This window comes from Rhizobium sp. WYJ-E13, from assembly GCF_018987265.1.
Classification (GTDB): Bacteria; Pseudomonadota; Alphaproteobacteria; order Rhizobiales; family Rhizobiaceae; genus Rhizobium.
The window spans coordinates 1,984,405-2,008,711 of sequence record NZ_CP076853.1; the positions used below are offsets into that span (position 1 = coordinate 1,984,405).

General features: G+C 62.0%; 22 protein-coding genes. 15 read left to right on the forward strand and 7 right to left on the reverse strand.

The window, feature by feature from the left end; genetic code table 11:
• Positions 1–20: 20 nt before the first annotated feature.
• Entirely contained in the window at positions 21–926 is a 906-nt protein-coding gene (locus KQ933_RS09985; RefSeq protein WP_216758625.1) for a LysR family transcriptional regulator, read from the reverse strand.
• A 198-nt stretch (positions 927–1,124) separates the two neighbouring features.
• Between KQ933_RS09985 and KQ933_RS09990 the strand changes: the two genes are divergently transcribed.
• The 3 genes from KQ933_RS09990 to KQ933_RS10000 all read left to right on the forward strand — a co-directional run bounded on the left by KQ933_RS09990 (position 1,125) and on the right by KQ933_RS10000 (position 5,710).
• The gene (locus KQ933_RS09990; RefSeq protein ID WP_216758626.1) at positions 1,125–2,342 is read left to right on the forward strand and encodes an MFS transporter; all 1,218 of its coding nucleotides are present in this window, start codon (positions 1,125–1,127) and stop codon (positions 2,340–2,342) included.
• A gap of 145 nt (positions 2,343–2,487) precedes the next feature.
• A complete protein-coding gene (locus KQ933_RS09995) occupies positions 2,488–4,194 on the forward strand; it encodes an adenylate/guanylate cyclase domain-containing protein (RefSeq protein WP_216758627.1) in 1,707 nt (568 codons plus the stop codon).
• Positions 4,195–4,339: 145 nt separating this feature from the next.
• Complete coding sequence (locus tag KQ933_RS10000; protein WP_216758628.1) at positions 4,340–5,710, forward strand: MFS transporter; 1,371 nt, start codon at positions 4,340–4,342, stop codon at positions 5,708–5,710.
• A 21-nt stretch (positions 5,711–5,731) separates the two neighbouring features.
• On the opposite strand, the gene KQ933_RS10005 is transcribed toward KQ933_RS10000, so the two are convergent.
• The gene (locus KQ933_RS10005) at positions 5,732–8,581 is read right to left on the reverse strand and encodes a winged helix-turn-helix domain-containing protein (RefSeq protein WP_253958305.1); all 2,850 of its coding nucleotides are present in this window, start codon (positions 8,579–8,581) and stop codon (positions 5,732–5,734) included.
• A 325-nt stretch (positions 8,582–8,906) separates the two neighbouring features.
• On the opposite strand from KQ933_RS10005, the gene KQ933_RS10010 reads away from it, so the two are divergent.
• The 7 genes from KQ933_RS10010 to KQ933_RS10040 all read left to right on the forward strand — a co-directional run bounded on the left by KQ933_RS10010 (position 8,907) and on the right by KQ933_RS10040 (position 14,208).
• Complete coding sequence (locus KQ933_RS10010) at positions 8,907–9,338, forward strand: heme-binding protein (RefSeq protein ID WP_216758629.1); 432 nt, start codon at positions 8,907–8,909, stop codon at positions 9,336–9,338.
• 12 nt (positions 9,339–9,350) lie between these two features.
• The gene (locus tag KQ933_RS10015; protein ID WP_216758630.1) at positions 9,351–10,406 is read left to right on the forward strand and encodes an NAD(P)-dependent alcohol dehydrogenase; all 1,056 of its coding nucleotides are present in this window, start codon (positions 9,351–9,353) and stop codon (positions 10,404–10,406) included.
• 171 nt (positions 10,407–10,577) lie between these two features.
• Positions 10,578–11,954, forward strand: coding sequence for an aldehyde dehydrogenase family protein (locus KQ933_RS10020; protein WP_216758631.1), 1,377 nt, complete (start codon positions 10,578–10,580; stop codon positions 11,952–11,954).
• Between the two features lie 442 nt (positions 11,955–12,396).
• On the forward strand, positions 12,397–12,660 hold the full coding sequence (locus tag KQ933_RS10025; RefSeq protein ID WP_216758632.1) for a hypothetical protein: 264 nt from the start codon (positions 12,397–12,399) through the stop codon (positions 12,658–12,660).
• Positions 12,657–13,133 (forward strand): hypothetical protein, encoded by a 477-nt coding sequence (locus tag KQ933_RS10030; RefSeq protein WP_216758633.1) that lies wholly within the window; start codon positions 12,657–12,659, stop codon positions 13,131–13,133. Before KQ933_RS10025 ends, KQ933_RS10030 begins: the two co-directional genes overlap by 4 nt.
• A gap of 15 nt (positions 13,134–13,148) precedes the next feature.
• The gene (locus KQ933_RS10035; RefSeq protein WP_216758634.1) at positions 13,149–13,865 is read left to right on the forward strand and encodes an SOS response-associated peptidase; all 717 of its coding nucleotides are present in this window, start codon (positions 13,149–13,151) and stop codon (positions 13,863–13,865) included.
• A gap of 64 nt (positions 13,866–13,929) precedes the next feature.
• Positions 13,930–14,208 carry a DUF982 domain-containing protein gene (locus tag KQ933_RS10040; protein ID WP_216758635.1) on the forward strand — a complete coding sequence of 93 codons (279 nt, stop codon included), beginning with the start codon at positions 13,930–13,932 and terminating at the stop codon, positions 14,206–14,208.
• A gap of 117 nt (positions 14,209–14,325) precedes the next feature.
• On the opposite strand, the gene KQ933_RS10045 is transcribed toward KQ933_RS10040, so the two are convergent.
• Positions 14,326–15,738 (reverse strand): PLP-dependent aminotransferase family protein, encoded by a 1,413-nt coding sequence (locus KQ933_RS10045; RefSeq protein ID WP_216758636.1) that lies wholly within the window; start codon positions 15,736–15,738, stop codon positions 14,326–14,328.
• 93 nt (positions 15,739–15,831) lie between these two features.
• Between KQ933_RS10045 and KQ933_RS10050 the strand changes: the two genes are divergently transcribed.
• The 5 genes from KQ933_RS10050 (at position 15,832) to KQ933_RS10070 (ending at position 18,918) form a co-directional block, all read left to right on the forward strand.
• The gene (locus tag KQ933_RS10050) at positions 15,832–16,251 is read left to right on the forward strand and encodes a cupin domain-containing protein (protein ID WP_216758637.1); all 420 of its coding nucleotides are present in this window, start codon (positions 15,832–15,834) and stop codon (positions 16,249–16,251) included.
• 17 nt (positions 16,252–16,268) lie between these two features.
• Complete coding sequence (locus KQ933_RS10055) at positions 16,269–16,724, forward strand: carboxymuconolactone decarboxylase family protein (RefSeq protein WP_216758638.1); 456 nt, start codon at positions 16,269–16,271, stop codon at positions 16,722–16,724.
• Positions 16,725–16,737: 13 nt separating this feature from the next.
• Positions 16,738–17,400 (forward strand): HD domain-containing protein, encoded by a 663-nt coding sequence (locus tag KQ933_RS10060; protein ID WP_216758639.1) that lies wholly within the window; start codon positions 16,738–16,740, stop codon positions 17,398–17,400.
• 15 nt (positions 17,401–17,415) lie between these two features.
• Positions 17,416–18,096: an HD domain-containing protein gene (locus tag KQ933_RS10065; protein ID WP_216758640.1), complete on the forward strand. Its 681-nt coding sequence runs from the start codon at positions 17,416–17,418 to the stop codon at positions 18,094–18,096.
• Positions 18,097–18,201: 105 nt separating this feature from the next.
• Positions 18,202–18,918, forward strand: a complete 717-nt coding sequence (locus KQ933_RS10070) for an SDR family oxidoreductase (protein WP_216758870.1) — start codon at positions 18,202–18,204, stop codon at positions 18,916–18,918.
• A gap of 179 nt (positions 18,919–19,097) precedes the next feature.
• Here the strand turns inward: KQ933_RS10070 and KQ933_RS10075 are convergent, their stop codons facing one another.
• The 4 genes from KQ933_RS10075 to KQ933_RS10090 are packed head-to-tail and all read right to left on the reverse strand — an operon-like array spanning position 19,098 to position 24,283.
• The gene (locus tag KQ933_RS10075) at positions 19,098–20,540 is read right to left on the reverse strand and encodes an HlyD family type I secretion periplasmic adaptor subunit (RefSeq protein ID WP_216758641.1); all 1,443 of its coding nucleotides are present in this window, start codon (positions 20,538–20,540) and stop codon (positions 19,098–19,100) included.
• Complete coding sequence (locus KQ933_RS10080) at positions 20,537–22,681, reverse strand: peptidase domain-containing ABC transporter (RefSeq protein WP_216758642.1); 2,145 nt, start codon at positions 22,679–22,681, stop codon at positions 20,537–20,539. The genes KQ933_RS10075 and KQ933_RS10080 overlap by 4 nt, the downstream gene beginning before the upstream one ends.
• 42 nt (positions 22,682–22,723) lie before the next feature.
• On the reverse strand, positions 22,724–23,032 hold the full coding sequence (locus tag KQ933_RS10085) for a hypothetical protein (RefSeq protein ID WP_216758643.1): 309 nt from the start codon (positions 23,030–23,032) through the stop codon (positions 22,724–22,726).
• A gap of 33 nt (positions 23,033–23,065) precedes the next feature.
• Entirely contained in the window at positions 23,066–24,283 is a 1,218-nt protein-coding gene (locus tag KQ933_RS10090) for a GTP-binding protein (protein ID WP_216758644.1), read from the reverse strand.
• Positions 24,284–24,307 lie beyond the last annotated feature (24 nt).

Below are 24,307 nucleotides of genomic sequence, written 5' to 3' on the forward strand. Positions count from 1 at the left end.
GCCCCGGCCGGTTCAGGCATTCAACGCGGTTGCAGATATGTCTGCATTCGAGGTATCGCAAAATCCAGGAAGGCGCGGACGCGGGCAGGCAGGAATTGGGAGCCGCGGTAAAGCGCGTGGACTTCATCCACAATGCCGATATCGCTGTCTGCCAGGATCTCGACAAGCTCGCCGCGCTCGATCGGCCCGCGCAGGTGGTAGTCGGCAAGCCGGATGATACCGACACCGGCGATCGCCATTCGGCGCAGGGTGTCGCCGTTGTTGACCAGCAACGATCCGCTCAACATGCGTTCGACGATCCGCCCGCCGTCACGCATCGGCCAGACAGGCATTGCCCGGCGGAAATTGAAGCCGAGGCAATTGTGGTTGACGAGTTCGTCCGGCGTCGTCGGCGTGCCGTGGCGCTCCAGATAGGCAGGCGATGCCACGATGCACCGTTTTGTCTCGCCGATCTTTCGCGCCATCAGGTTTGAGTCCGCCAGCTTCCCGACACGGATCGCAATATCCGTGCGGTCGAGATAGAGATCGACCACCTCGTCCGAAAGCGAGAGATCGACGATGACCTTGGGATAGGCCTCGAAGAACGGCACCAAGATAGGTTCTACCGCCGCCGTGCCGAAACTGACCGAAGAGGTGATGCGGATAACGCCTTCGGCCTCGGCCCCACCCTGCGCGATCTGCTGCTCCGTCTCGTCGAGCTGGGAAAGCAGAGCCTGGCTTCGCTCGTAATAAAACTGTCCTTCGCGGGTCAGCGCCAGCCTGCGGGTCGAGCGTTCGATCAGCCGGACTCCGAGACGGGCCTCGATACGGGCCACCAGCTTGGACACCGTCGAGGGCGTCATCAGCATCAGCCGTGCCGCCTCCGAAAAGCTTCCCGCTTCCACGACCCGAACAAAGACAAGCATTTCGCCTGCGCGGTTATCCATCTCGAACCTGTGATCTGCTCATAAAGGCCCAAACTTTCTACCAGCAAAAGCGCTCCTGTGAAACGCTTTCTCAAATGCTGGGAACGGCCGCTGTCTACTGATCGCGCATCGGATGTGAGATCTGATTGCCGGAGCAGCAAGCCGGACCCGAGTTCCGCAGGAAGACTGTTCTCCACGCAGTTTCAGAAAGGGACTATTATGGAAATCGTTTCGCAAACCACGACCTATACTCAGGCACCGGCCGATGGTGCCCGCTCCCGGAACCTGACCTTGCTGGCCCTGGCGCTCGGCAGTTTTTCGATCGGAACGTCGGAATTCGCCAGCATGGGGATCATCCAGCTGTTCTCCGAGAGCCTCGGCGTCAGCATCCCCCAGGCGACCAGTGCGATCGCCGCCTATGCCTTCGGCGTCGTCATCGGCGCTCCGCTTGTGACGCTTGTCGCGGCACGGCTCAATCGCCGCACGCTGCTTCTGTTTCTCATGGGCCTGTTCATCCTTGGCAGCGTGCTGTCTGCCATGGCGTCAAACCTCGGCTTCCTGATGGCGGCGCGCTTTATCAGCGGCCTGCCACAAGGCGCCTATTTCGGCGCAGGGGCCGTTGTCGCCTCCTATATCGTCGGGCCGGGACAGGCCGGGAAGGCCTTTGCCATTGTCATGACCGGGCTCACCGTCGCGACGATCTTCGGTTCACCTCTGGCGACCTTCCTGGGACAGACGATCGGCTGGCGTGAGACCTATCTTGCCGTCGCCGCTTTCTCGCTTCTCGCCTTCGGCGCCATCTTCCAGTGGGTGCCGCGCACCAGGGCGCTTGACGGCGTCCCGGTCATTCAGGAAGTCTCTGCTCTTCGCAAGCCGCAGGTATGGGGCGTCATGATCGTCGCGGCCCTCGGTATCGCCAGCATCTTCGCCGTCTACACCTTCATTGCGCCGCTGGTGACTGACGTTGTCAAACTGTCGCCCGAGATGATCCCCGTCGCGCTCGCCTTGTTCGGCATCGGCATGACGGCCGGCAACATCTATGGCGGCAAGCTTGCCGATCTCCACCCTGCCCGCGGTATCGTCCTCGGTTTCGGCGCTGCGCTTCTCATCCTTGCGGCGCTGGCAATCGGCGGCGAAAACCCCTGGATCTTCTTCCCCGCCATGTTCGGCGTCGGTGCGACCATGATGGCAGCGATCCCGACCATCCAGGTGCGGCTGACCCGCTTTGCTCCCGAAGCTCCGAGCCTGATGGGCGCAATGAACCTTGCCTCGCTGAATGTCGCCAATGCCATTGGCGCCTGGGCAGGCAGTGTCGCGGTCGGGGCCGGCTATGGCCTCCTGTCGGCCGCTTGGGCCGGCTTTGCCGTCACCCTGCTGGGCCTGCTCGTATTCGGCCTGACCCTGCTGCAGCGGCAGGTTCTCGCAAAGCAGCGGTGAAACAGACCAACAGCGAGCCGCCTACCGAAAAGAAGGATGGCGGCTCGATGGAGGTGGAGATCGCCTGGACTTGCCTCCTACCATTGGTTGACTCACTGACGGTTGAACAATAATTTGCTAATTTGGTCGTTGGGCTTGTCCTCATATGACGGATCAATCTCTTCAGCGTCGCCTTGCCGCCATCGTCGTTGCCGATGTGGTGGGATATTCGCGCCTGATGGAGGCAGACGAAGTCGCAACGCTGGAAAACCTTAGGGAACTTCGTTCCGGCATTATCGAGCCGGCCGTGAGGCGTCACAAGGGCCGCATCTTCAAGGTCATGGGCGACGGATTCCTGATCGAATTCGGCAGCGCGGTGGAAGCGGTCGCTGCAGCGTTGGAAATGCAGCGGGCCACCGCTCAAGTCGAGGCTTCCGCAGACCGGCGCCTGCTTCTGCGTATAGGCATCAATCTCGGAGATGTGATTGACGAGGGTTCAGACGTCCTCGGCGACGGGGTCAATGTCGCGGCGCGCCTCGAGAGACAGGCCGCACCGGGTGGCATCTGCATTTCAGGCGGCGTACACGGCGAGATCCTCGACAAGATCGACGACCGGTTCTTCGATGCAGGCGAACGCTACCTGAAGAACCTCACCCGCCCGGTCCACCTGTGGCATTGGCCGGATGCGCTGCCGAGCATATTGCCGCTGCCGGAATATCCCTCGATCGCCGTCTTGCCGTTCACGAATATGAGTGGGGATGCAGCGGACGAGCCTTTCGTCGACGGCTTGACCGAAGACCTGATCACCGACCTTTCCCGCACGCCTGGCCTGTTCGTCATCGCCCGCAATTCCGTCTACGGCTACAAGGGCAAGCCGGTCGATGTACGCCTCGTCGCCCAGGAGCTCGGCGTCCGCTACGTCCTCGAAGGGAGCGCCAGACGCGCAATGGGCCGTGTCCGCATCAATGCCCAATTGGTCGACGCGCTTGGCGGCGGACACCTGTGGGCCGAGAGGTTCGACAGGACGGTGGAAGATGTTTTCGAATTGCAGGATGAGGTCAACGCCAAGATCGTCGAAGCCCTCGTCGGCCGGCTGACCACCCCGACACCGCGCAATCGGCCGAAGAATTTCGAGGCCTACGATCTCTGTGTGCGCGCCCGCCTGCTGACGGAAGAGTCGCCGCAAACCGAGCGTGAGGCCTATATGCTGCTCCAGCGCGCGGTCAAGCTCGAGCCATCCTATGCCGAGGCGCTTGGTCTGCTCGCCTATAACCGCTGGCTGGCCTGGACGCATTTCGGCGAGCCCGAAGATCCCAACCGTCAGATGGCGGTGACGTCAGCGCAGAAGGCGGTCGACCTGGATCCCAACGATGCCGGCTGCCGTTACGTCCTGGGGACCATCCTGGCTTATGAGCGGCGATGGGAGGAATCGGAAGCCGCCTTCGCCAAGGCCCTGGAGCTGGACCCCAACCACGCCGACACCTGGGCCGCCATGTCGGACATTTCGGTGCTGGACGGCAGGGTTGCCGACGGACTGGCGCAGATCAAGAAAGCCCTGCGGCTCAATCCCCGCCCAGCCTGCTGGTATCTTTGTCATCTCGGGCAGGCGCAATACGCCGCGCGTGACTATGAGGCGGCAGCCGCCACACTGCGCAGGGAAGAGACGTATCGCACCAACTCCCGCAAATTCCTGGCTGCCACGCTTGCACAGATGGGCCACCAGGAGGAGGCGCGGCGAGAAGCAGAACTGTTCCTGATCGCCCACCCTCATTTCACCATCGCCCATTGGCTCAGCTCCCAGCCGCTGCGCGATGCATCGGTACGCGACCACTTTGTCGACGGCTTCCGAAAGGCCGGCCTGCCGGAAATGTGAGAGGGGGTGGGGGCAAGCCCGAGGCGGCGGCATTTGGCGGACAACGACGACGGTCCTGGCTGGCGCCAATTGCAGTTGTTGGCTCCGTATCAGGAGCAAAACTCATTGATATTTTATCGGTGGCCACAGTCTTGGTAAGTTGGTTATGCTGCAGCCGTTGTCGGAACGAGGGCCGGACGAGGTGACGGGGAACGGACTGAACGATCTCGACCGATCGGTGCCAAACCGAAAAGAACTCCATCCTTCGTTCGGATACTACACGGTCGCCGTTTTATGCCTGACCCTGATATTGTCGTTCATTGATCGCTTCGTGATCAACCTGGTCGTAGACCCCATACGCTCTGAGCTGGGGCTTAGCGATGTGGAAATCAGTTTGCTTCAGGGCGCTGGCTTCGCGCTTATATTTGCGCTGGCGGCCCTTCCGGCCGGCAGGCTGGCAGACAGGGTGAATCGACCGAGGTTGATCGCTGCGGGCGTGGTTGTCTGGTCCCTCGCCACGATAGCATGCGGACTTGCGACCGGTTTCTGGAGCTTTTTCGCCGCGCGAGTCGTCCTGGGATTTGGGGAAGCAGCCCTCATACCAGCCGCCTCCTCGCTGCTCATCGACAGCTTTTCGGCAGCGCGCCGCGGTACCGCTCTCGGAATATTCTCGCTTGGCTCGACAAGCGGGAGCGGCATTGCGTTGATCGTCGGTGGTGCGGTGCTCAGTTATCTTGGGACGGACACCTCGGCCGGCTTGCCGATCATCGCTTCGCTGACGCCCTGGCGACAACTGATGATCGTTATGGGTATCCCCGGCTTCTTCTTTGTCGCGTTGCTGTTGTTCATTCCAGAACCGGCCCACGGCAACAGGCCTCCCCTGCCTCCTCTGCAACTCTTGTTGCGCAATCTGTCGGCAGAGCGCGGCCTGGTGCTGCGGCTCTGCTTTGCGAAGGGGGTGATGAGCCTGGCCGACTTCGGTATGGCGGCATGGCTCCCCACCCTCCTCATGCGGCATTACGCTGCGACGCCTATCGCGGCCGGCGCCACTGTCGGGATTGCTACCGCGCTGGCTGGCATTATCGGTTCGATCGGCGGCGGGATGCTGTCCGATTGGAGCGCTCCGCGCGGCAGTATCTCGACACGTGTAAAGCTTATCGCGGGGAGTTATCTGGTTGCTCTGTGTGCCGCCATCTCGATTGGCCTCAGTTCTTCAAGTCTTCAAATCGGCATCGCATTTTCCTTTTGGGTCGCGGGGTCGGTGAGCGGTTCCGTTGTCGGCCGCATTACCATGCAGGAGCGGGTCCCCAGCAATATGCGGGCAACCACGGTCGCGCTTTCGATCACGATTTCGGCGATCATCGGGATAGCAGCGGGGCCAACTCTCGTGCCGGTCATCGCCGGACGAATGCATGGAACGGAAAGCGCACTCCAATTCGCAATCGTCGTCGTCGGCGTTATTTCCGTGGTGTCGGCTCTGGTCCTGATCGTCCGGTCGGGATCGACGGTATCGGTGGCATCAGCGGCAGAAGGTTGAAGATTCCGGTGGTTGGATCGTTCATGCCGTTCGAGCATGAGCTCGCGCCAACACAGCATGCGCGGCGGCAATATCCGTGCTGCCGCTGCTGTCGCAGCGATCGCTGATGTCCTTCAGCTGTGCCAAGGACTGCGCAGGGTCGCCGATCTCCGTCGCAAGCTTGACACGGCTCGTTGCTGCGCGCAGCGCAAAACCAAGAGCGCCGCTCTCACGACCCAGGTCTATCGCATCCTGAAGGCGCCGCATCGCGGAAACGGTATCTCCATCCCGCCAGCACACCAGGCCTTGAAGATGCAGGAATTCGGCGTCGCACCATCGGTCTCCGCGCTCTCGACAATAGTGCACGCCCTCATCGATGCTCTGGCGAGCAACCTCGATCTGATCGTGCGCAAGTGCCGCATGAGAGAGCATCACATACCGCAGGGGTAGATGCACAAGGAAATTGCACTCACGAATGGCGTCGATTGCGTGCCTCAAACGCTCGACCGCCTCCCGCTCCCCACGTGCGGCATCGATCGCTGCCTGATGAAAGCGGGCAAACGGCGGCCAGGTATCGATCTGGCGCGACTTCAGGCGCTCGACCAGCATCGTCGCTCGCTCCTGCGCCAAATCGACCCGTCCGCATAACAGGGCGATCGGCGTGGCAGCGAGTGCGAGCGAATGCGCGCAGGACAGGTCGTGGTCCAGGGTCAGCGCGGCATTCAGTGCTTCCTTAGCAACCTCGAGCGCACGCCGATGCTTTCCAACCACCCAGGTGGACAATGAAAGATGATTCCGGAAATTGACGAACCTGTCGATCTGGAACCTCGAGGTCTGACCACGATTGCCGAAAGTCGCGTGCTCGCGAGCCAGACGCTCAAGACCCGCATGCCCGGATTTGATGTTCCCTTGATAGAACTCGCACGTAAACAACTCCCGATCGGCATTGGGAGCCGCGGAATAATCGTCTACGGACGCCATGAAGCGGCGGAGATCGGCAATCGTCTCAAACACCCTTTGATGAAAGCCCATGGCGGTCTGGACCATTGCCAGGCCGATCTTGGTTCGAAGACAATGTTCCACGCTTCCAGCTTCCAAAGCGAGCTCGAAACCCCTCTTCCAAGTTGCCTCGAGTTCGTCACCGAAAGGATAGCGATAACAAAGATTCCAGCCATGCGCTGCGACCAGCTTCATGCGGAGCGGGAGGTGATCACCGGGCAGGCCGTCCAGCACGGACAGCGCCTTTTCGACGCGTGACCCGCTTTCCGCCATCGTCGAGAATTCTACCCAGAACGGCAAAGCAGCAACGGTCAGCCGTACCCCAAGCTCGGCCTGCCCATCCGAACCATAGGCCCAATCGATCATACGGCGGAGATCCGTGCTCCACCCGCCGTAGAGCGCCACCCAGTCTTCACGCGGCCGCCACGTCCATTCCTCTTCCGCCCTTTCGAACAGCGCAAGAATGAAGCGGCCATACGCGATCATGGCGGCCTGTTGCTCGCCCTGCCCAGCGAGCCGTTTGTTGGCGAAGGTTCGGGTACTGTCGAGCAACCGGTATCGGCGACGCCTCCCCGTGTAGTTGACCGACACCATGGATTTGGCCGCGAGGGCTTCCAGCCACGCGGTAAGGTCTTGCTCATGCGCCAGATGCCCGAAGGCGTCGATGACATCGTCAAGCGCAAAGGTGCCGCCGAAAACGGAAAGGTGACGGAGAAGCCAGGCCTCGTTTTCTGAAAGCAGCCGATAACTCCAGTTCAGGGTCGCCGTCAGCGTCTTGTGACGATCCATGCCATCTCCGCGTGATGCCAGCGCTTCGAAGTCACGTTCAAGCATTTGCAGCAGCCCAGCAGGACCGTTGGCCTGAAGTTGCGGGGCCGCCAGTTCGATCGCCAGCGCAATGCCGTCGAGACGCCGGCTCAAACTCGTAATCGAAGGGACATCCGCATCCTCCAATCGATAGCCATGTGCCTCCGCACGCCGAACCAGCAATTCGACCGCCGAAAAACCCATTGCCGACCCGGCATCGAGAACCGCATCTGCGGGCGGATACTGAAGCGGCGGAAGCCGATGGACAGTTTCGAACCTGCATCTTAACGGCTCGCGGCTTGTCGCGATGATATTCAATCCGTGCAATGCATGGTTCAGTTGATCTGCTATGCCGGCGACGGCCGCCAGGACGTGCTCGCAATTGTCAAGAACGAGAAGCTGGTTGCGGCCGCGCAGCGCGCCGACGAGACCGTCCACCTCATCGATCGGGTGGCTTTCGATGCCGAGCGCACGACTGATGGCCAAGGCGACGAACTGTCCTTTCTCGATCGCGGCCAGATCAACGAAGCACACGGCTTGGTGCCCGCCGTTGGCGATCGCTCTTGCGGCCGCGACAGCGATGCTGGTCTTGCCGACGCCGGCAGGTCCGACCACCGTGAGCAATCGGGTCTGCTGCAGCGCCTCGACAATCGCCGCCAACGCATCGGCGCGCCCGACCAGCGGCTTTGATGGCGGCAGCGCCCCGTCAATCTCCTTGATCGACGCGGGAAAGGCCGCCTCCCTCGGCCTCACCACCGTCAGCGGTGCGACGAAGCGATATCCGCGGCCCGGGACTGTCGCTATGCAGGGAATGTCGATGCCGCTTGTCTCCAGCGCACGGCGCAGAGCGGCGATGTTGACCTTGAGATTGCTTTCGTCGACGAACAGGTTGGGCCACGCCGCTTTGAGAAGTTCGCTTTTGTCGACGACCTGTCCAGGCTGGCGCACGAGCGCATGAAGCAGATCCATTGCGCGCGATCCAAGACGTATCGGGATATCGCCGCAGAGCAGCGACTGGCGAGCGGGCGTGAAACGGCAGTTGCCGAAGCAATATGTCGTGGCATCGATCATATCGGCCTCTTCCATTTCTCCCCCTTTCGAGGCTGCACTTCGAGAGCGCGGTGCCTCGCGGATGCGCGCCCGGACGACGGCGGCCATCGAATGGATTTCAGGGTTGGTCCTGTCCCGATAGCCTTATACCAGCAGATTTACCTCTTTTAACCAGCTATGCCGGTGCCGCAGTGATATCAAGGTAGCGCGGCAACCGGGTGATGGAGATCCCAAGCGCTCGCGCAGGTTTGCCTTATTCAAGAGGTTCGAGCTTCAGGTGGTCGTTGTTGGCCATGGCTGCTCGCGCCCCGAACCCGGAGTGATCCCCGGAGTGATCCCCTGAGTGACCGAGGAGGCCGCCATGCCCCGCGCCCTGAGCACACTGACATTGTCGGACGCCAAGCGGATGATTGACGCGGCAGAAGCAAAGGCGGCCGATCTCGACATTCCCTACAACATCGCCGTGGTCGACGTCGGCGGCGCGTTGATTGCGTTCGCGCGTCAGGATGGCGCTCTCGAAGGAAGCATCGATCTCGCCATCGGCAAGGCGAAGACCGCGCGGATGTTCAACAAGACGACCGAATATCTCGCTGAACTGGCACAGCCCGGAGCGCCGCTGTTCGGGATCGAGCAGAGCAATGCCGGCCATGTCGTGATTTTTGGCGGCGGTCTGCCCGTCACCATCGACGGCCAGATCGTCGGTGCCGTCGGCACCAGCGCCGGTTCGGTCGAACAGGACATTGCGGTCGCCGAGGCGGCGGCCGCCGTGATGGCAACAAATCCAAAAACCTGAAGGAGACCAGTGATGAGAGCTGCGCGCATTCTAGAATACAGGAAGCCCCTCGTCCTCGAGGACATCAAGGTTCCGGACATTCAGCCCGACGAGATTCTCGTGAAAGTCGCCGCCTGCGGCATGTGCCGCTCGGACGTGCTGCTGATCGATGGCTTCTTCCAGGGCTATGGCGATATTCCGCCGCCCGTCATTCCCGGTCACGAGATAACGGGCACGGTCGAGAAGGTCGGCGGTGTCGTGGCCAAGGCTGCGGGACTGCAGGAAGGTGACCATGTCGTGGTGTCGCCCGGCTGGGGTGATGGCGTCTGCAGGCATTGCCAGGTCGGCAACACGCATATCTGCCCCAATGTCCGCTGGCCGGGCTTTGGTACTTATGGTGGCTTTGCCGAATATATTCCGGTGCCGGCCCGCTATGCGATCAAGGTCGCCAAACATCTGAAATTCGAGCAGCTTGCACCCCTCACCGACGCCGGTCTCACCCCTTATCGCGGGCTGAAGAAGATCCGCGATGCCGGCGGGCTCGGCCCGGACCGGGTGATCGGCGTCTTCGGCATCGGCGGCCTCGGCGCCTACGCCGTCCAATATGCCAAGCTGCTGGGCGCAGGCGGTCCCGTCGTCGCTGTCGCCAGAAACGAGCAGAAACTCCAGGTCGCGAAAAAATATGGCGCCGACCACATCATTGCGATTGAAGGCAAGTCCTCCGAGGAGGTCGGAAAGGAGCTTAAAAAGGCGACCGGCCAGGACAAGTTCGACGCGATCATCGACTGCGCCGGTGCGACCGAGATGATGCAGCTCGCCTTCTCGCGTCTGGCGATCGGCGGGCACTATGTCGATGTCGGTTTCATCGGCGACCGGATCAACATTCCTCTGTTCCCACGCGTCCACGGCGAGCAGACTTTTCACGGCTCGTTCTGGGGAAACAACGCCGATCTCATTGAGGTCATGGCACTCGCTGCAGAAGGCAAGATCCAGCACACGATCAAGACGATCTCGTTCAACGATATCAATGAATATATCGATCTCTTGCGGGACAATAAAATCGTCGGGCGTGCGGTCGTCACCTTCTGACGGCATCGAACGCGAGACAACCATGACGCGGCATGTCCTGTTTATCGTCACGAACGCCGTCGCATTGCCAAGACTATCTCGCCGGAGTTCCGGCGTTGGCGGAGCGCTCGGCGCTCGTTCTCGAAGCTGTCGCGCTTGAAGAATAGGGCTGTACGGTACGGAGGATTACCCATGCTTGAGGTGGTGCAAGCCTATGATCGCGAACATATCGCTGACTTGCCGACCGACGATGCGGCTGCTCTCGAACGCAAGCTGACCGTCGCCCGCAAACGTTTCGAAGACCGGGGCGGCTGGCTGAAGCCGCACCAGCGGACAGCCGTGCTGCATCGGCTTGCGGATCTCCTTGCTCAGCAGCGCGAGGTCTTCGCGATGCGCATCGCACGTGAAGGGGGAAAGCCCTATACCGATGCGCTGGTCGAAACCGACCGCGCCACCGACGGGATACGCAACGCAGCCGACCTGCTTCGCACCCGCGGCGGTGTCGAAATCCCGATGGGGCTGACCCCAGCCAGCGAGGGGCGGCGCGCCTGGACGATCCTGGAGCCCATCGGCGTGGTCGCTGCGATCTCGGCGTTCAACCATCCCCTGAACCTCATCGTGCATCAGGTCGCGCCGGCGATCGCCACAGGCTGCCCTGTTATCGTCAAGCCCGCGGCGGCGACGCCGCTTTCCTGCCTGGAACTCGTAAAGCTCGTCCATGAAGCCGGAATGCCGGAGGGCTGGGTTCAGAGCCTGCTCCCCGAGAGCCGCGATCTGTCGGGCGCCTTTGCGAGCGACCCGAGAGTGGCCTTCCTGAGCTTCATCGGCTCGGCCGCGGTCGGTTGGCGTCTGCGCGCCAACCTGGCGCCGGGAACACGCTGCGCCCTCGAGCATGGCGGCGTGGCGCCGGTGATCGTCGACCGCACCGCCGATATCGACGCGATCATCGAGCCGCTCGCGAAGGGCGGCTACTATCATGCGGGTCAGGTCTGCGTCTCGGTGCAGCGGATCTACGTCCATGAAGCGCTGAAGGATGCCTTCGTCGAACGGTTCGCCGAGCGCGTCGGGCGCCTGCGCGTCGGTGACCCCCGCCTTGCCGAGACCGAGGTCGGTCCCCTCATCCAACCGGCTGAAGCCGAACGGGTCGCCACCTGGGTTGAGGAAGCCGCGTCAGGGGGTGCCCGCCTGATCGGAGGTGGACGGCTGAGCGACACGACGCTGGCGCCTGCTATCCTCGTCGATCCGCCCAGCACATCGAAGGTCTCGCGCGAGGAGGTCTTTGGCCCGCTCACCTGCATTTTCGGTTTTACCGATCTCGATGATGCCATCCGCGAGGCAAATTCGCTGCCGGTCGCATTTCAGAGCAGCATCTTCACCCGCGATCTCGCCGTCGCGCTCGACGCAGCCGAACGCCTCGACGCCTCGGCAGTCATGGTCAACGACCACAGCGCCTTCCGCACCGATTGGATGCCGTTCGCCGGACGAAAGACATCCGGCTATGGGATCGGCGGCATTCCCTACACCGCCCGCGAGATGACGGCGGAGAAAATGATCGTCTTCAAACAGTGATCGGGATGCGGCTCCCCTGGTCGTCACCAGGTCTGGGGCAGCACCGCAAACCGCGCCACGGCCCCATCCCCTGGCTCGTGCAGGTGGCCCCTCGCCTACACCTCGCCGGCGGCCCCTCAGTTCGGCTCGCGGGATCGCGTCGTCCAGCCCGCGCAAGAGCGGATAGAGGAAATACGAGATCACCGTCCGCTGTCCCACCTTGATTTCTGTCGACACGGTCATGCCCGGTAGCAGCCGAACCGGCACGTCCGAGGCGTTCAGCCGCTCCCTGGATAAATCAGCAATCCCCTTTTTCGGCCAGCAAAGCCCCTTGACGATTCTTTAGCACTGCCTCAAATGTTCCTCTTATGTTCCACAAGACGTGCGGCCGTCTCCGATCAACGCGAACAGGGCAGAACAGGAATGAGTGAAGGTGCCGCCGGTGGTTTTATCGATATCCAGAATGCAGAAAGCCGGTTACGACCGGATTGTAGTCGATTGCCGGATATGCCCCCGGCATGGGGAATATGTCATCGCCCGCCTTCTGGAGCAGTATAGCCCCGATCTGCTCGTTGCCGCCTTCGTCAACCGTGCTGCTGCCGATTGTCGGTACAGGTGTGAGCAAGGCCACAAGGAAATCTGCGGCGCCTATTGCGGCGATGCAGATGCCCTGCAGTCGCAAGCGCCGGCCAATCCCTACGCCAAGGCCAAGGGTGGCGCGCAATGAAGGATATGGGGCCGACCTATAAGGGTCGCGTCGGCGTCATCTGCGAAGACTGCGAGGTTTTGAAATTCTTCGAGCCCGGCGATCTTGAAAAGACCTATCCGGCCGAAGAAGGCATTTCGAGCATCTACATCATGGCGGAAAAGCTCTTCGGCTGCCCGCGGGTGCGAAACCACTGGTACGACCGCTGTCATATCCACAATCACTTCAGCGCAGCGGAATGGGCGCGGCGCATGGGCTACATCGACCCCAAGGATTTGAACGCGGCACCCACGGGGCGGATGATCGGCGAGCTTGCGGAATGGGAGCAGATGAAAGCCACCTGCAAGCGGTGCAACCACAGCCGCTGGCTCGATCGGTGGGCGCTGCAAAGGCGGTACGGCAAGGGCCTCGCGCTATCAGAGCTTGGCGCGCGACTGAAATGCAGATGCGGCATGAGGGGTGCCGAAATCGAAATCGGCTATATGTCTCGATAGGACGGAGGAAAAAGCATGTGCGGAAGAGTATTCGTCAGATCCGATCTGGCAACGCTGATGCAGGCTTTTGCCTTTGCCGGCCGCGAAGGCGTGCTCGGCATGGCAAACCAGTTTCCGCGCTATAACGGCGCCCCGAGCCTCGAATATCCCATCATCATCATGCAAGCCGATCGCAGCGGCAAAGTCGGCCCTGTTTTCGAAAGCGCCTCTTGGGGATTGAAGCCGGCTTGGTGGAAAGCCGGTATGCCGACACCGATCAATGCCCGGTGTGAAGAAGTTGCCAGCAAACCGATGTTCCGGTCGGCTTACCGGTCAACGCGCTGCCTCATCCCGATCGACGGGTTTTTCGAGTGGCACAAGCTCGATGAAAAGGGAAAGAAGAAGCAGCCCTATGCCATCGCCATGAAGAGCGGCCAGCCCTTTGCGCTCGCGGGCCTTTGGGAGATTTGGCGCGATCGGGAAACCGATCTGCAGGTTCGAACTTTCACCATCGTTACATGCGCGGCAAACGAGATCATGGCGACCATTCATGACCGGATGCCCGTCATCCTGCATGAAAAGGACTATCAGCGCTGGCTATCCGAAGAGCCGCCGCCGCATGATCTGATGACGCAATTCCCAAGTGAGCTTATGACGATGTGGCCGATCGGCCCGGGTGTCGGCAATCCAAGGAATGACCGGCCGGATATCATCGAAGAGATCGACCCCGATCCGGAGCCATCTTTCCTCTGATCGGCGGCGGAACGAATCACGGCATCGACAGTTGAGTCGCAGTTTAATTGCGCGAGGTGTCGAGATGCCCGAGCTATCCCCTGTCCCAATCAAAGAGATATCCGCCCAGATTCACGGCGTCGGCGGCTACAGGACCGTCCATACAGTCGCCGATCTTGCCGGAATTCTCATGTCGAACAATTGGCCGAAGAAGGCGGGCGATCCGTTTTTTCAACGGGCGATTGCCGCATGTCTGACTGCGCTGGAGGTGCAGGGTCAGGGCGATAAGGCGCGCCGCGCCTTTGTGAATGCGGCCCGCGAGGCGGGAATTGCCGTGCTTCCGGACGATGCGGTGAGGCATTAGCGAATAGCGGCACCAACAACCCGGCCCTGACGCCTCCGGTCAACTCGACCTACGCGACGCCGCCCGCGACCCCCGGCTACCTCCCTGTCCGACTTATAGATGAGGATTTGGCTGCATTCACAACAATTGTCTCGTTGTCTCCAAAAGGCGCTCGCACGCCCGCAGCACATTTTTAACAGGTGCAGTGGCGATGCCGAGCAGCAGTCCGGCCTCTGCCGTTCCAGCCGATGCGTACCATGGAGAAAGAGGCGCGGGGAACATGCCGAAGGTGAACGTCTCCCGGGAAATGGCCACGTCAGGCGCTCCCTCCGGCAACCTGATCAAGACCGACAGGCCTGGAGCCGACACGCAAGCCGGACCGAGGACATCACGAAAATAGTCGACGATGGGCTGCCGTGCTGCGGCGTATGCACGTTTCGTTCTCCGGAGGTGACGCATGTAGTGCCCCTCGCGGATAAACTCGGAAATCGCCAACTGGACCGCCGGCCCAGGAGATGGAACCAGACAGGCCGCCACTTCGGCAAAACGCGATGCCAGTTCTGCCGGCGCGATAACGAAGCCCAGCCGGAGTGCCGGGCTAATCGTCTTGCTGAACGATCCGATATGGATAACGCGGCCGCTGTTATCGATGGAGGCGAGCGCCGGGGCGGCTCGTCCACTCAACTGGAGTTCGCTCAGGTAGTCGTCCTCTACGATCCAGGCTCCGTTGCTCTGCACCCAATCGAGAAGCCGAAGACGTCTCTGAAGAGACAAGGTAGCACCGAACGGCGCTTGCTGTCCTGGCGTCACGACCACGAGCTTCGCTTCCGAATGATGGCGTATTCCATGATCGACATCCAGGCCTTCGCCGTCGACGGGGATGGGAACCGGAAGCACATCAGCAAGCTCAAGCGCCCGCCTCGTCCAAGGAAACCCCGGATCCTCGAACCACGCATTGTGGCCGCGTAGACCCAATACGTTGAGGGTCAGTCCCAACCCGCCTGCGAACCCGGCGGTGATGATGACCTGAGATGGAGAGCAGTTGATACCCCTGGCCACGGCCAGATAGGCCGAGATCTCCCGCCTCAGTTCGAGCTCGCCACGTGGGTCCGGGTAAAGCGGCGGAGCGCTCGTCTCCGCACGAATAGCGCTGGCGCGCAGCCGTGCGAGCAATGTCGAGGGAAAGGTGTAGTCCGCCGGGACCCCCATCTGAAACAGCGCGGGTCCTTGGGTCATTTCGAGATAAGTCTCAAGGAACGACCCCTCGGCAGGCGGCAGTTCCTTTTTGGACGCAGCGCGGGGACGCTCGGCCACGTGCGTACCCGCCGCCCTGAAGGCTTCGATTAATTGGGCGGCCGCAAGCTTCTCGTACGCAGTTCGCACAGTTCCTCGCGCTACGCCGAGCTGGACCGCAAGATCCTGCCAGGATGGGAGCCGCGCTCCCGGCTGCAGCACGCCTTCCTCGATAGCCTTCGCGATACCTCCGCGGATCTGCTCCGAGAGCGATAGCTTATTCGACCGGTCTACGGTCAGTCTCAGCGATTTATCCATGCGGCCATGGTACACTATTTCTTCGTGTTCTTGGTTCTTTTTTCTGGCTCACAGAAGCGTCATTTTCTGGGTGTCACTGAAGGAGACAAGACCATGAAACTAAGGATCATCGCCGCTGCCGCCATAGGGGCGATCACCACCGCGATTGCGGGTCCCGCGCCCGCTCACGACGCCGAACGGGAGACGGTCACGCCGAAGTTTGTCCAGGCGATCGCGAACATTCCCGGCAAGTCGATACGTGTCGTCGAGGTGGATTACGCCGCCGGGGCTTCCTCACTCCCGCACACGCACGCCAACTCCGCCTTCATCTACGCCTATGTTCTTTCCGGCGAGGTGGAATCGAAGGTGAACGACGGTGAGACGCGTCGTTACAAGGCGGGCGAAAGCTGGTTCGAGGCACCCGGCGCGGTTCATTCAATCAGCCGCAACGCCAGCAACACGGCTCCAGCGAAGCTGCTCGCAGTATTCGTCGTCGATACCGACGACACGAAGCTCACCACACCCATTAAGTAACAGAAGGAACCCGAACGATGACAAGAAGACTGGATTACAATCAGGTCGCTCCAAACGGCGCCAAGGCGCTCGGCGGCGTCTATGGCTATGTCCTGCAGAGCGGCCTGCCTGCAGAACTGGTGGACCTTGTGTATCTGCGCGTATCGCAGATCAACAACTGCGCCTACTGTCTCGACATGCACACACGCGAGCTTCTCAAGCGGGGCGTAAAGATCGAGAAACTCGCATTGGTGCAGGCGTGGGAGGAAGGCGGCAGCCTCTTCAGCGAGGCCGAGCGTGCTGCGCTCGCCTGGGCAGAAAGCGTAACGCTCGTCGCGGAGACCGGCGTGCCTGACAGCGCCTACCAGGCTGCACGGGAGGTCTTCGATGAGAAGCAGCTCGTCGATCTGACGATCGCGATCAGCTTGATGAACAGCTACAATCGCATGGCGATCAGCTTCCGTAACACGCCTCAAGCCGTGCTTGAGGCTTGATGGAGGACGAAGCATGGACGTCGTTGAAATTTCCGGAACAAGGATTCCAGACAGCAGGCTCGCCCGCGAAGCGACCGAGTTCGTCCGGGAGACGGAAAGCGCGTTACTGTTCGAGCATTCGACACGCGTCTATTTCTGGGGCGCGTTGGCGGGGCACCGGAGAGGTGTGAACTTCGATCCGGAGCTTCTCTACACGGCGGCCATGTTCCACGACATCGGCCTGACAGCCGGCTTCAAGGAGAGCCGACTGCGGTTCGAAGTCGACGGCGCGAACGCCGCCTGCAACTTCCTTCGCAGCCACGGCATCTCGGAAGACGACATACAGAACGTCTGGCTCGCAATTGCCCTGCACACGACGCCGGGTATTCCTGCACATCTGAATCCCATCGCTGCCCTCACCGCCGAAGGCGTGATGATGGACCTCGTGGGTGCCGGCTACGAGCAGTTCACGGAGATGCAGCGCACAGAAGTGGAAGCCGCATTTCCGCACACTCGCCAGTTCGCAGAAGACCTTCTCCTGGCACTTTACGACGGCCTGAAGCATCGACCGGAGGTCACACAGGGTACGGGTCTCGCCGACGTGATGGCCGACAAGGAGCCGCATTTCCATCGCCGCGACTTCTGCTGCCTGATGCGAAGCTCCCGATGGGCCTGCACCGATTGCGGCAGCAGCTAAAGGAGGATTTCGGCCATGTTCGAAAAACTACAGGGAATAGGTATTCCCGACAGCAAGATTGCCCGCGAGGTGACCGAGTTCATTCGCGATACCGAAAGCGATCTGCTCTTTCATCACTCCGCAAGGGTCTATTTATGGGGAGCCATAACGGGAAACCGCAATGGGATGATCTTCGATCCGGAACTGCTTTATACGGCAGCCATGTTCCACGACCTTGGATTGACCGAGCGCTATCACGACAGCCAAATCCGCTTCGAGATCGACAGCGCCAATGCCGCAAGAGAGTTCCTCCAGAGCCGCGGGTTCGCAGAACGCGAAATCGAGATCGTCTGGAACGCGGTCGCCCTTCATACCACGCCCGGCATACCGGAATTCATGCGTCCGGAGATTGCGCTTGTGCAGGCAGGCGCGGGAATGGACGTCGTCGGCCGTGGTTACGACGAATTCTCCGAGGTGCAGCGCGAGGCCGTCCTCGCCGCATTTCCGCGCGAGGACGACTTTGCCAATGGCATCATCGACGCCTTCCATCAGGGTATGAAACATCGTCCCCAAAGCACGTTTGGGACGTTCAACGACGACGTCCTTGCTTTCAAGGATCCGGAGTTTCAGCGGGTCGACATCTGCATGGCGATATTTACCTCCCGCTGGAACGCCGAGCCTTACCGGTGCTCAGATCAGTGCGACCATGCTCATTGAGAATAAGACGAATTATCATGTTGGGCGACATCTTCGCCTGCGCACTTGCAGATGCTGCCGCGGCCGGCGCCTGCCATATACAACAGTAGGAACAAGCTCATCATGATGACACGAACGTTTCTCGTCACTGGCGCGAGCAGAGGCATTGGAAGGGCGCTGTCACATCGCCTTGCCGAGGCCGGCCATCTGATTGTGGGGGTCGCACGGGGGAAGGATTCTAGCTTCCCTGGAGAACTGGCCTCTATCGATCTGAGAGACGATCGCGTGGCCGGCGAAGCTCTGGCCGACCTCACGAAGAAGTACTCCTTCGATGGCGTGGTGAACAATGTCGGAATGGCCAAGCTCCACCGTATCGGGAAGATCGACCTGGCCGACGTCGACGACATGCTCCGCCTGAATGTCCACTCAACAATCCAGGCGACTCAGGCCGTCCTACCAACTCTGATGGAAAAGAGATGGGGAAGGATCGTGAACGTGACGAGCCTGGTCACGACAGGCACACCGCTCAGGAGCGGCTATGCAGCCGCAAAGGCCGCGGTAAACAGTCTCACAAGAACCTGGGCAATGGAACTTGCCGAGACCGGCATCACCGTCAACGCGGTCGCACCCGGACCGACCGAGACCGAGATGTTCCGGCGCAATACGCCAGCCGACAGCGAGGCGGAGGCACGTTTTCTTTCGATGGTCCCTATGCGCCGCCTTGGAAAGCCGGAGGAAATCGCCGGTGCGATAGCCTTCCTCCTGTCAGAGGACGCATCCTATATCACCGGACAAATTCTGTTTGCGGATGGCGGCGGGTCCGTCGGACGAGCTTCGATCTGACGCTTCGGGGCGAACGGCCGTAGCGTGGGAGTGCAGCCGCTTCTCCCTCCAACCTCGCGCTCCGGAAACCGCCCCCCCAAAAAAACAGGTCTGGGGGCGGCCGCCGCAAACCGCGCCACCGCCCCCATCCCCTGGCTCGTGTAGGTGGCCCCTCGCCCTACACCTCGCCTGCGGACCCCTCAGTTCGGCTCGCGGATCGCATCGTCCAGCCCGCGCAGCAGCGGATAGAGGAAGTAGGAGATCACCGTCCGTTGCCCCACCTTGATTTCGGTCGACACGGTCATGCCCGGCAGCAGCCGAACCGGCACGTCCGAGGCGTTCAGCCTTGTATCCGCAAGCAGGATGCGAGCCTTGAAGAAGGGTGCGGCCGGCTGGTTGGGCGTGGCGGTTTGTTCCGGCTGCTGGCCGGTCATGAACGTGTCCTGGCTGATGGTGCGCACCTCGCCGGAGGCCGTGCCGTATTTCTGGAAGGGATAGGCATCGAGCTTGATGCGGGCCTCCTTGCCGACGGCGATGCGGCCGATGTCGCGGGTGTTGATCGACACTTCCGCTTCGAGCGGCACGTTGATCGGCACCAGCGTGACGATCGGTTCGGCCTCGCGCACGACCGAGCCGATGGAGCGCTGGGCGAGATCGAGCACGACGGCATCGGCGGGTGCGGTCAGCGACACCATGTTGCGGCGCAGCTCCATCTTCTTCAGCTCTTCATCGGCCATGTCGCGCTGGCCGCGCAGCTCCACCAGCTGCTCCATGGCGGCGCGGCGGAAATCCTCGATGAAGGCCTGGCGGTCGGCCCTGAGCTTGGCATAGGCGTGTGCTGCCTCGTCACCCTTGCCGCGCACGGCGGTGAGATCGGATTCCACGTCGAGGCGGGCGTCGCGGGAGCCGAGCATGGTGATCAGCGAACCGCTCTGCTTGTCGTAGAGCCGCGTGCGCGCGCCCTCGATCTGCGAGAGCGTATCGCGCCGGTCGATGAGCACGGCCTCCTGGTTCTTGGCTGCCGCGAGCGCCGCCGACTGGCCGGCGATCTGCTGCTCGAAATTCTGCAGCTGCGCCATGTAGAAGGCCCGCCGCTGGCCGAAGAGCTGCACCTGCAGCATCTCGTCGGGCGTCTTGCCGGCCATGGCGGTATAATCGTCGCCGGCAAGTTCCGCCTCGATGCGCTTCACCTGCGCGTCGAGTGCGGAGAATTTCGCCTGCTGCTGGTCGACATCGGCCTGGCTGAAGGTGGCGTCGAGGGTCGCCAGCGTCTGGCCGGCATGCACCACCTCGCCGGCCTTCACGTCGATCGTGCGGATGATCGAGGTTTCCAGCGGCTGGACGACGATGGTCGGCTGGGTGGTGACGAGCTTGCCGGGCGCAATCACCACCTCGTCGATCTCGGAGACCGAGGCCCAGGTGATCGTGGCGGCAAGCAGCGCCGTCACGCAATAGAGCGTCATGCGCGCAACGCGCGGCGGCGCGCGTTCCTCCAGCTCGACGGCATCGGACTGGAATTCGGCAATGGCCGGCGGCAGCGGCGGGCGGGCGACGAGCTGCCTTCCCTTTTCCTGGCCCTTCCCCGGACCCTTATCGGAGGGAACCGGCATGTTTTCGTCGGATTTTCTGACATGCGCGTTCATGCGACCTGCCTCATCTGCTGCGCCCAGAGGTGGCGGTAGGTCATGCAGCGCGACACGAGCTGGTCGTGCCGGCCGATATCGGCGACCTTGCCGCGATCGATGACGAGAATGGCATCGGCATCGACGAGCGTCGAAAGCCGGTGCGAGACGATGATGACGGTGCGCCCGGCGGCGATGCGGCTGAGATTCTCGCGGATGATCGCCTCGCTGTCGGGGTCGAGCGCGCTCGTCGCCTCATCGAAGATCAGCAGCTTCGGATCGGTGATCAGCGCACGCGCAATGGCGAGACGCTGCTTCTGGCCGCCGGAGAGGTTGGCGGCGTTTTCTTCGAGCATCGTGTCGAAACCGCGCGGCAGGCGCTCGATGAATTCTTCGGCGCCGGCGATGCGGGCGACCTGCATGATCTCCTCGATGCTGGCATCGGGCCTTGCGGCGGCGATATTGTCGCGCACCGAGCCGCGGAACAGGAAATTATCCTGCAGCACGACGCCGATGCTGGTGCGCAGATGCACGAGGTCGATCTCGCGGCTGTCATAGCCGTCCATGCGCACCAGCCCTTCCTGGCTCTGGTAGAGCCCCTGGATGAGCCGGGTGATCGTCGTCTTGCCCGAACCGCTCTTGCCGACCACGCCGAAGACGGAGCCTGCCGGAATGGCGAAGGAGACATTGTCGAGCGCCGGCGCGGTATCGGGAGCGTAGCGGAAGCTGACGCGGTCGAATTCGATGCGGCCATGCAGATGCGGCCGCACCCCTCGCCCGCGGCCTGCCTGTTCCGGCCGCTGGTTCATGATCTCGCCGAGCATGCGCACCGACAGCGCCACTTCCTGATATTCGTGCACCATGGTGACGATCTGCACCAGCGGCCCCGAGACGCGGCCGGCGAGCATGTTGAAGGCGACCAGCGCGCCGATCGTCATCGCGCCCGAGAACACGTCGAGTGCGCCGAGACCGATGATCGCCACACTCATCAGCTTCTCCAGAAGCCCGGTCATCGCCTGGGCGATGGTCGAGATCTTCTCGACCCGGAAACGCACCGAGATCGACTGCGCCGAATAATCGTCCCACACCTTGCGCTGGCGCGGCTCCAGCGCCAGCGATTTGACCGTGCGCATGCCGTGCACGGTTTCCACCAGCAGCGCCTGCCGGTCGCCTTCGGCCTGGTAGAGCGCCTGCAGGCGGCGCTGGAACGGCCCGACGAGCAGCATCACCACGAGCCCGACGAGGGCTGCGAAGCCGAGCACCACGAGCGTCAGCTTGACGCTGTAGAGAAGCAGGATCGGTATGAAGACCAGGAGCGACACGCCGTCCAGAAGGGTCAGAAACAGCCGGCCGGTCAGGAATTCGCGGATGCGGCCCGTCTGCTGCATATGCTTGACGAGAACGCCGGCCGACGCCTGCTCGAAGAGCGCGATCGGCAGGTTGAGCAGATGCCCGAAGGTGCGCGTCGCCACCCGGATGTCGATCCTGTTGGTGGCGTAGAGCAGCAGATAACGGCGCAGGAAGGTAAAGGTCGCGTCGAAGACGAGCGCGACCGCGATCCCCGCCGTCAGAACCGTCAGCGTCGCATAGCTCTGGTGCACGAGCACCTTGTCGATGACGAGCTGAAAGAACATCGGCGTCGTCAGCCCCAGGCCATAGAGCACGAAGGCGGCGAGCGCGACATCGCGGAAGAAGCTGCGCTGCTTGATGATCTCGGGGATGAACCAGCGGAAGCCGAAGGGCCGGTCCTCATCGGACATGCGATAGTTGCGCTTCAGCAGGATCACCGAGCCGAGCCAGGCCTTGGCGAACTGCTCCTCGCTCAGCATCATCACTTCGGCGCGGCTGGCGAGCGGGTCGAGAACGCGGATCCTCTCCTCCTCGCCCTCCCCGACGGCACCGGCGATGACCACCCAGTTGCCGTTCGAAAGTTCAGCCAGCACCGGAAAGGCTTCGCCGAGCTGGAACAGGCTTCGCCAGGTGAGATCGAGATGCTTGGCCCTCAGGCCGGCATCCTTGGCCATGCGCAAGAGCTGCCGCACGGCAACCGGATCGCTGCCGACGGCATAATCGTGCTGCAACCGCTCAGGAGAAAGATCGACGCCGTGATGACGTGCGACGAGCGCAAGACAATGCAGGTTCGTATGCAGAAATTCACTCATGGCCCACCCGAAACAATACGAGACCGAGGCGATATTTGTTTATCAGTTGAAGTTCGGCGAGGCGTTCGAAGTCCCGGCCTGCGTCGCCTGGATATCGGCGGCCGCGGCAGCCGACATGTCGCCGATGCGGCGAACGGCACCCGCCTCGACGAGCCCGCCGAGCGCCTTCTGCATGAGATCGACCGCATTGGCGAAGGCATCGACCGGCATGATGATGCGCTGGCGGAAGATGGGCTTCGGATTGTTGTTGGCATCGCGGTCGGTGGCCGACAGCGACATCAGGTCGATGCGCACGATCGTGCCCGTGATGGTGATTTCGCCGATGCCGTCTGCATAAAGTTCGCTGCTCATTGTTCTCTCCTCTGGTTGATAATCAGAACACCTTCACCTGTGGATATCATGCCTCCATGCCGGAAACGGATCTCGAAGGCCGACGGCCGTCAGCGGATCGAAACCCGTCTCCTCACCGGTGAGACAATCGTCGAGCGCAGCGCGGATCGCCGCCTCGTCGAAGCCGGAACCGATGAAAACCAGCTCCTGGCGACGATCGCCCCAGACGTCGTCCCAGTGCCGGTCCAGCAACTGGCGGAATTGCGGATGGCGCGGCCAGTGCGCCCGCGGCACCGACACCCACCAGAATCCTCTCGTATCGATGCGGCACTGCGTGCCGGCAATCGACAGCAGGCCGATCTCGTCCGGCCGGGTCGCCAGCCAGAAATGCCCTTTCGCCCTGATGATGCCGGGCAATGGCTGCTCGAGGACGCGGGCGAGCCGCGCGGGGTCGAAGGGCCGGCGGCTGCGGTAGACGAAGCTCGATATGCCGTATTCCTCGGTCTCCGGCACATGGTCGCCCCAGCCGTAGAGCTCCTTGTGCCAGAGCGGATGGCGGGCGGCCTTCGCCTCGCTGAAGAGGCCGGTATCCATGATCGCCGAAAGCGGCACCTGACCGAAGACCGCATCGACGACGCGGGCATCCGGATTGAGCGCCGCAATGACCCGGCGGACCTCCGCAAGCATCGCGGGCGCCACCTCGCCTGCCTTGTTGACGATGACGACATCGGAAAATTCGATCTGCTCGACGAGCAGTTCGACAAGCTTGCGCTCGTCGTCGCCGTCACGCCTCTCGCCGCGATCGGCCAGGAATTCACCGCTCCGGTAATCGGCCAGAAGATTGACCGCATCGACGACGCAGACCATCGTGTCGAGCCGCGCCACATCGCAGAGTGCTGACCCGTTCTCGTCGCGGAAGGAGAAGGTGGCTGCGACCGGCAGCGGCTCGGCAATGCCCGTGCCCTCGATCAGCAGGTAGTCGAAACGGCCGGTAGCGGCCAGCCGCCGCACCTCGCTCAGGAGATCGTCGCGCAGCGTGCAACAGATGCATCCATTGGTGAGCTCCACCAGCGTCTCGTCCGTGCGCGAGAGGTCTGCACCCCCCTCGCGCACGAGATCCGCATCGATGTTGACCTCGCTCATATCGTTGACGATGACAGCAACCCGGCGACCCTCTCGATTACTCAGAACATGATTGAGAACGGTCGTCTTGCCGGCGCCGAGAAACCCGGCGAGGACGGTAACCGGCAATCTGTTGTCTGCACGCATCATCGATATCGTCATCCTTTCCGGATG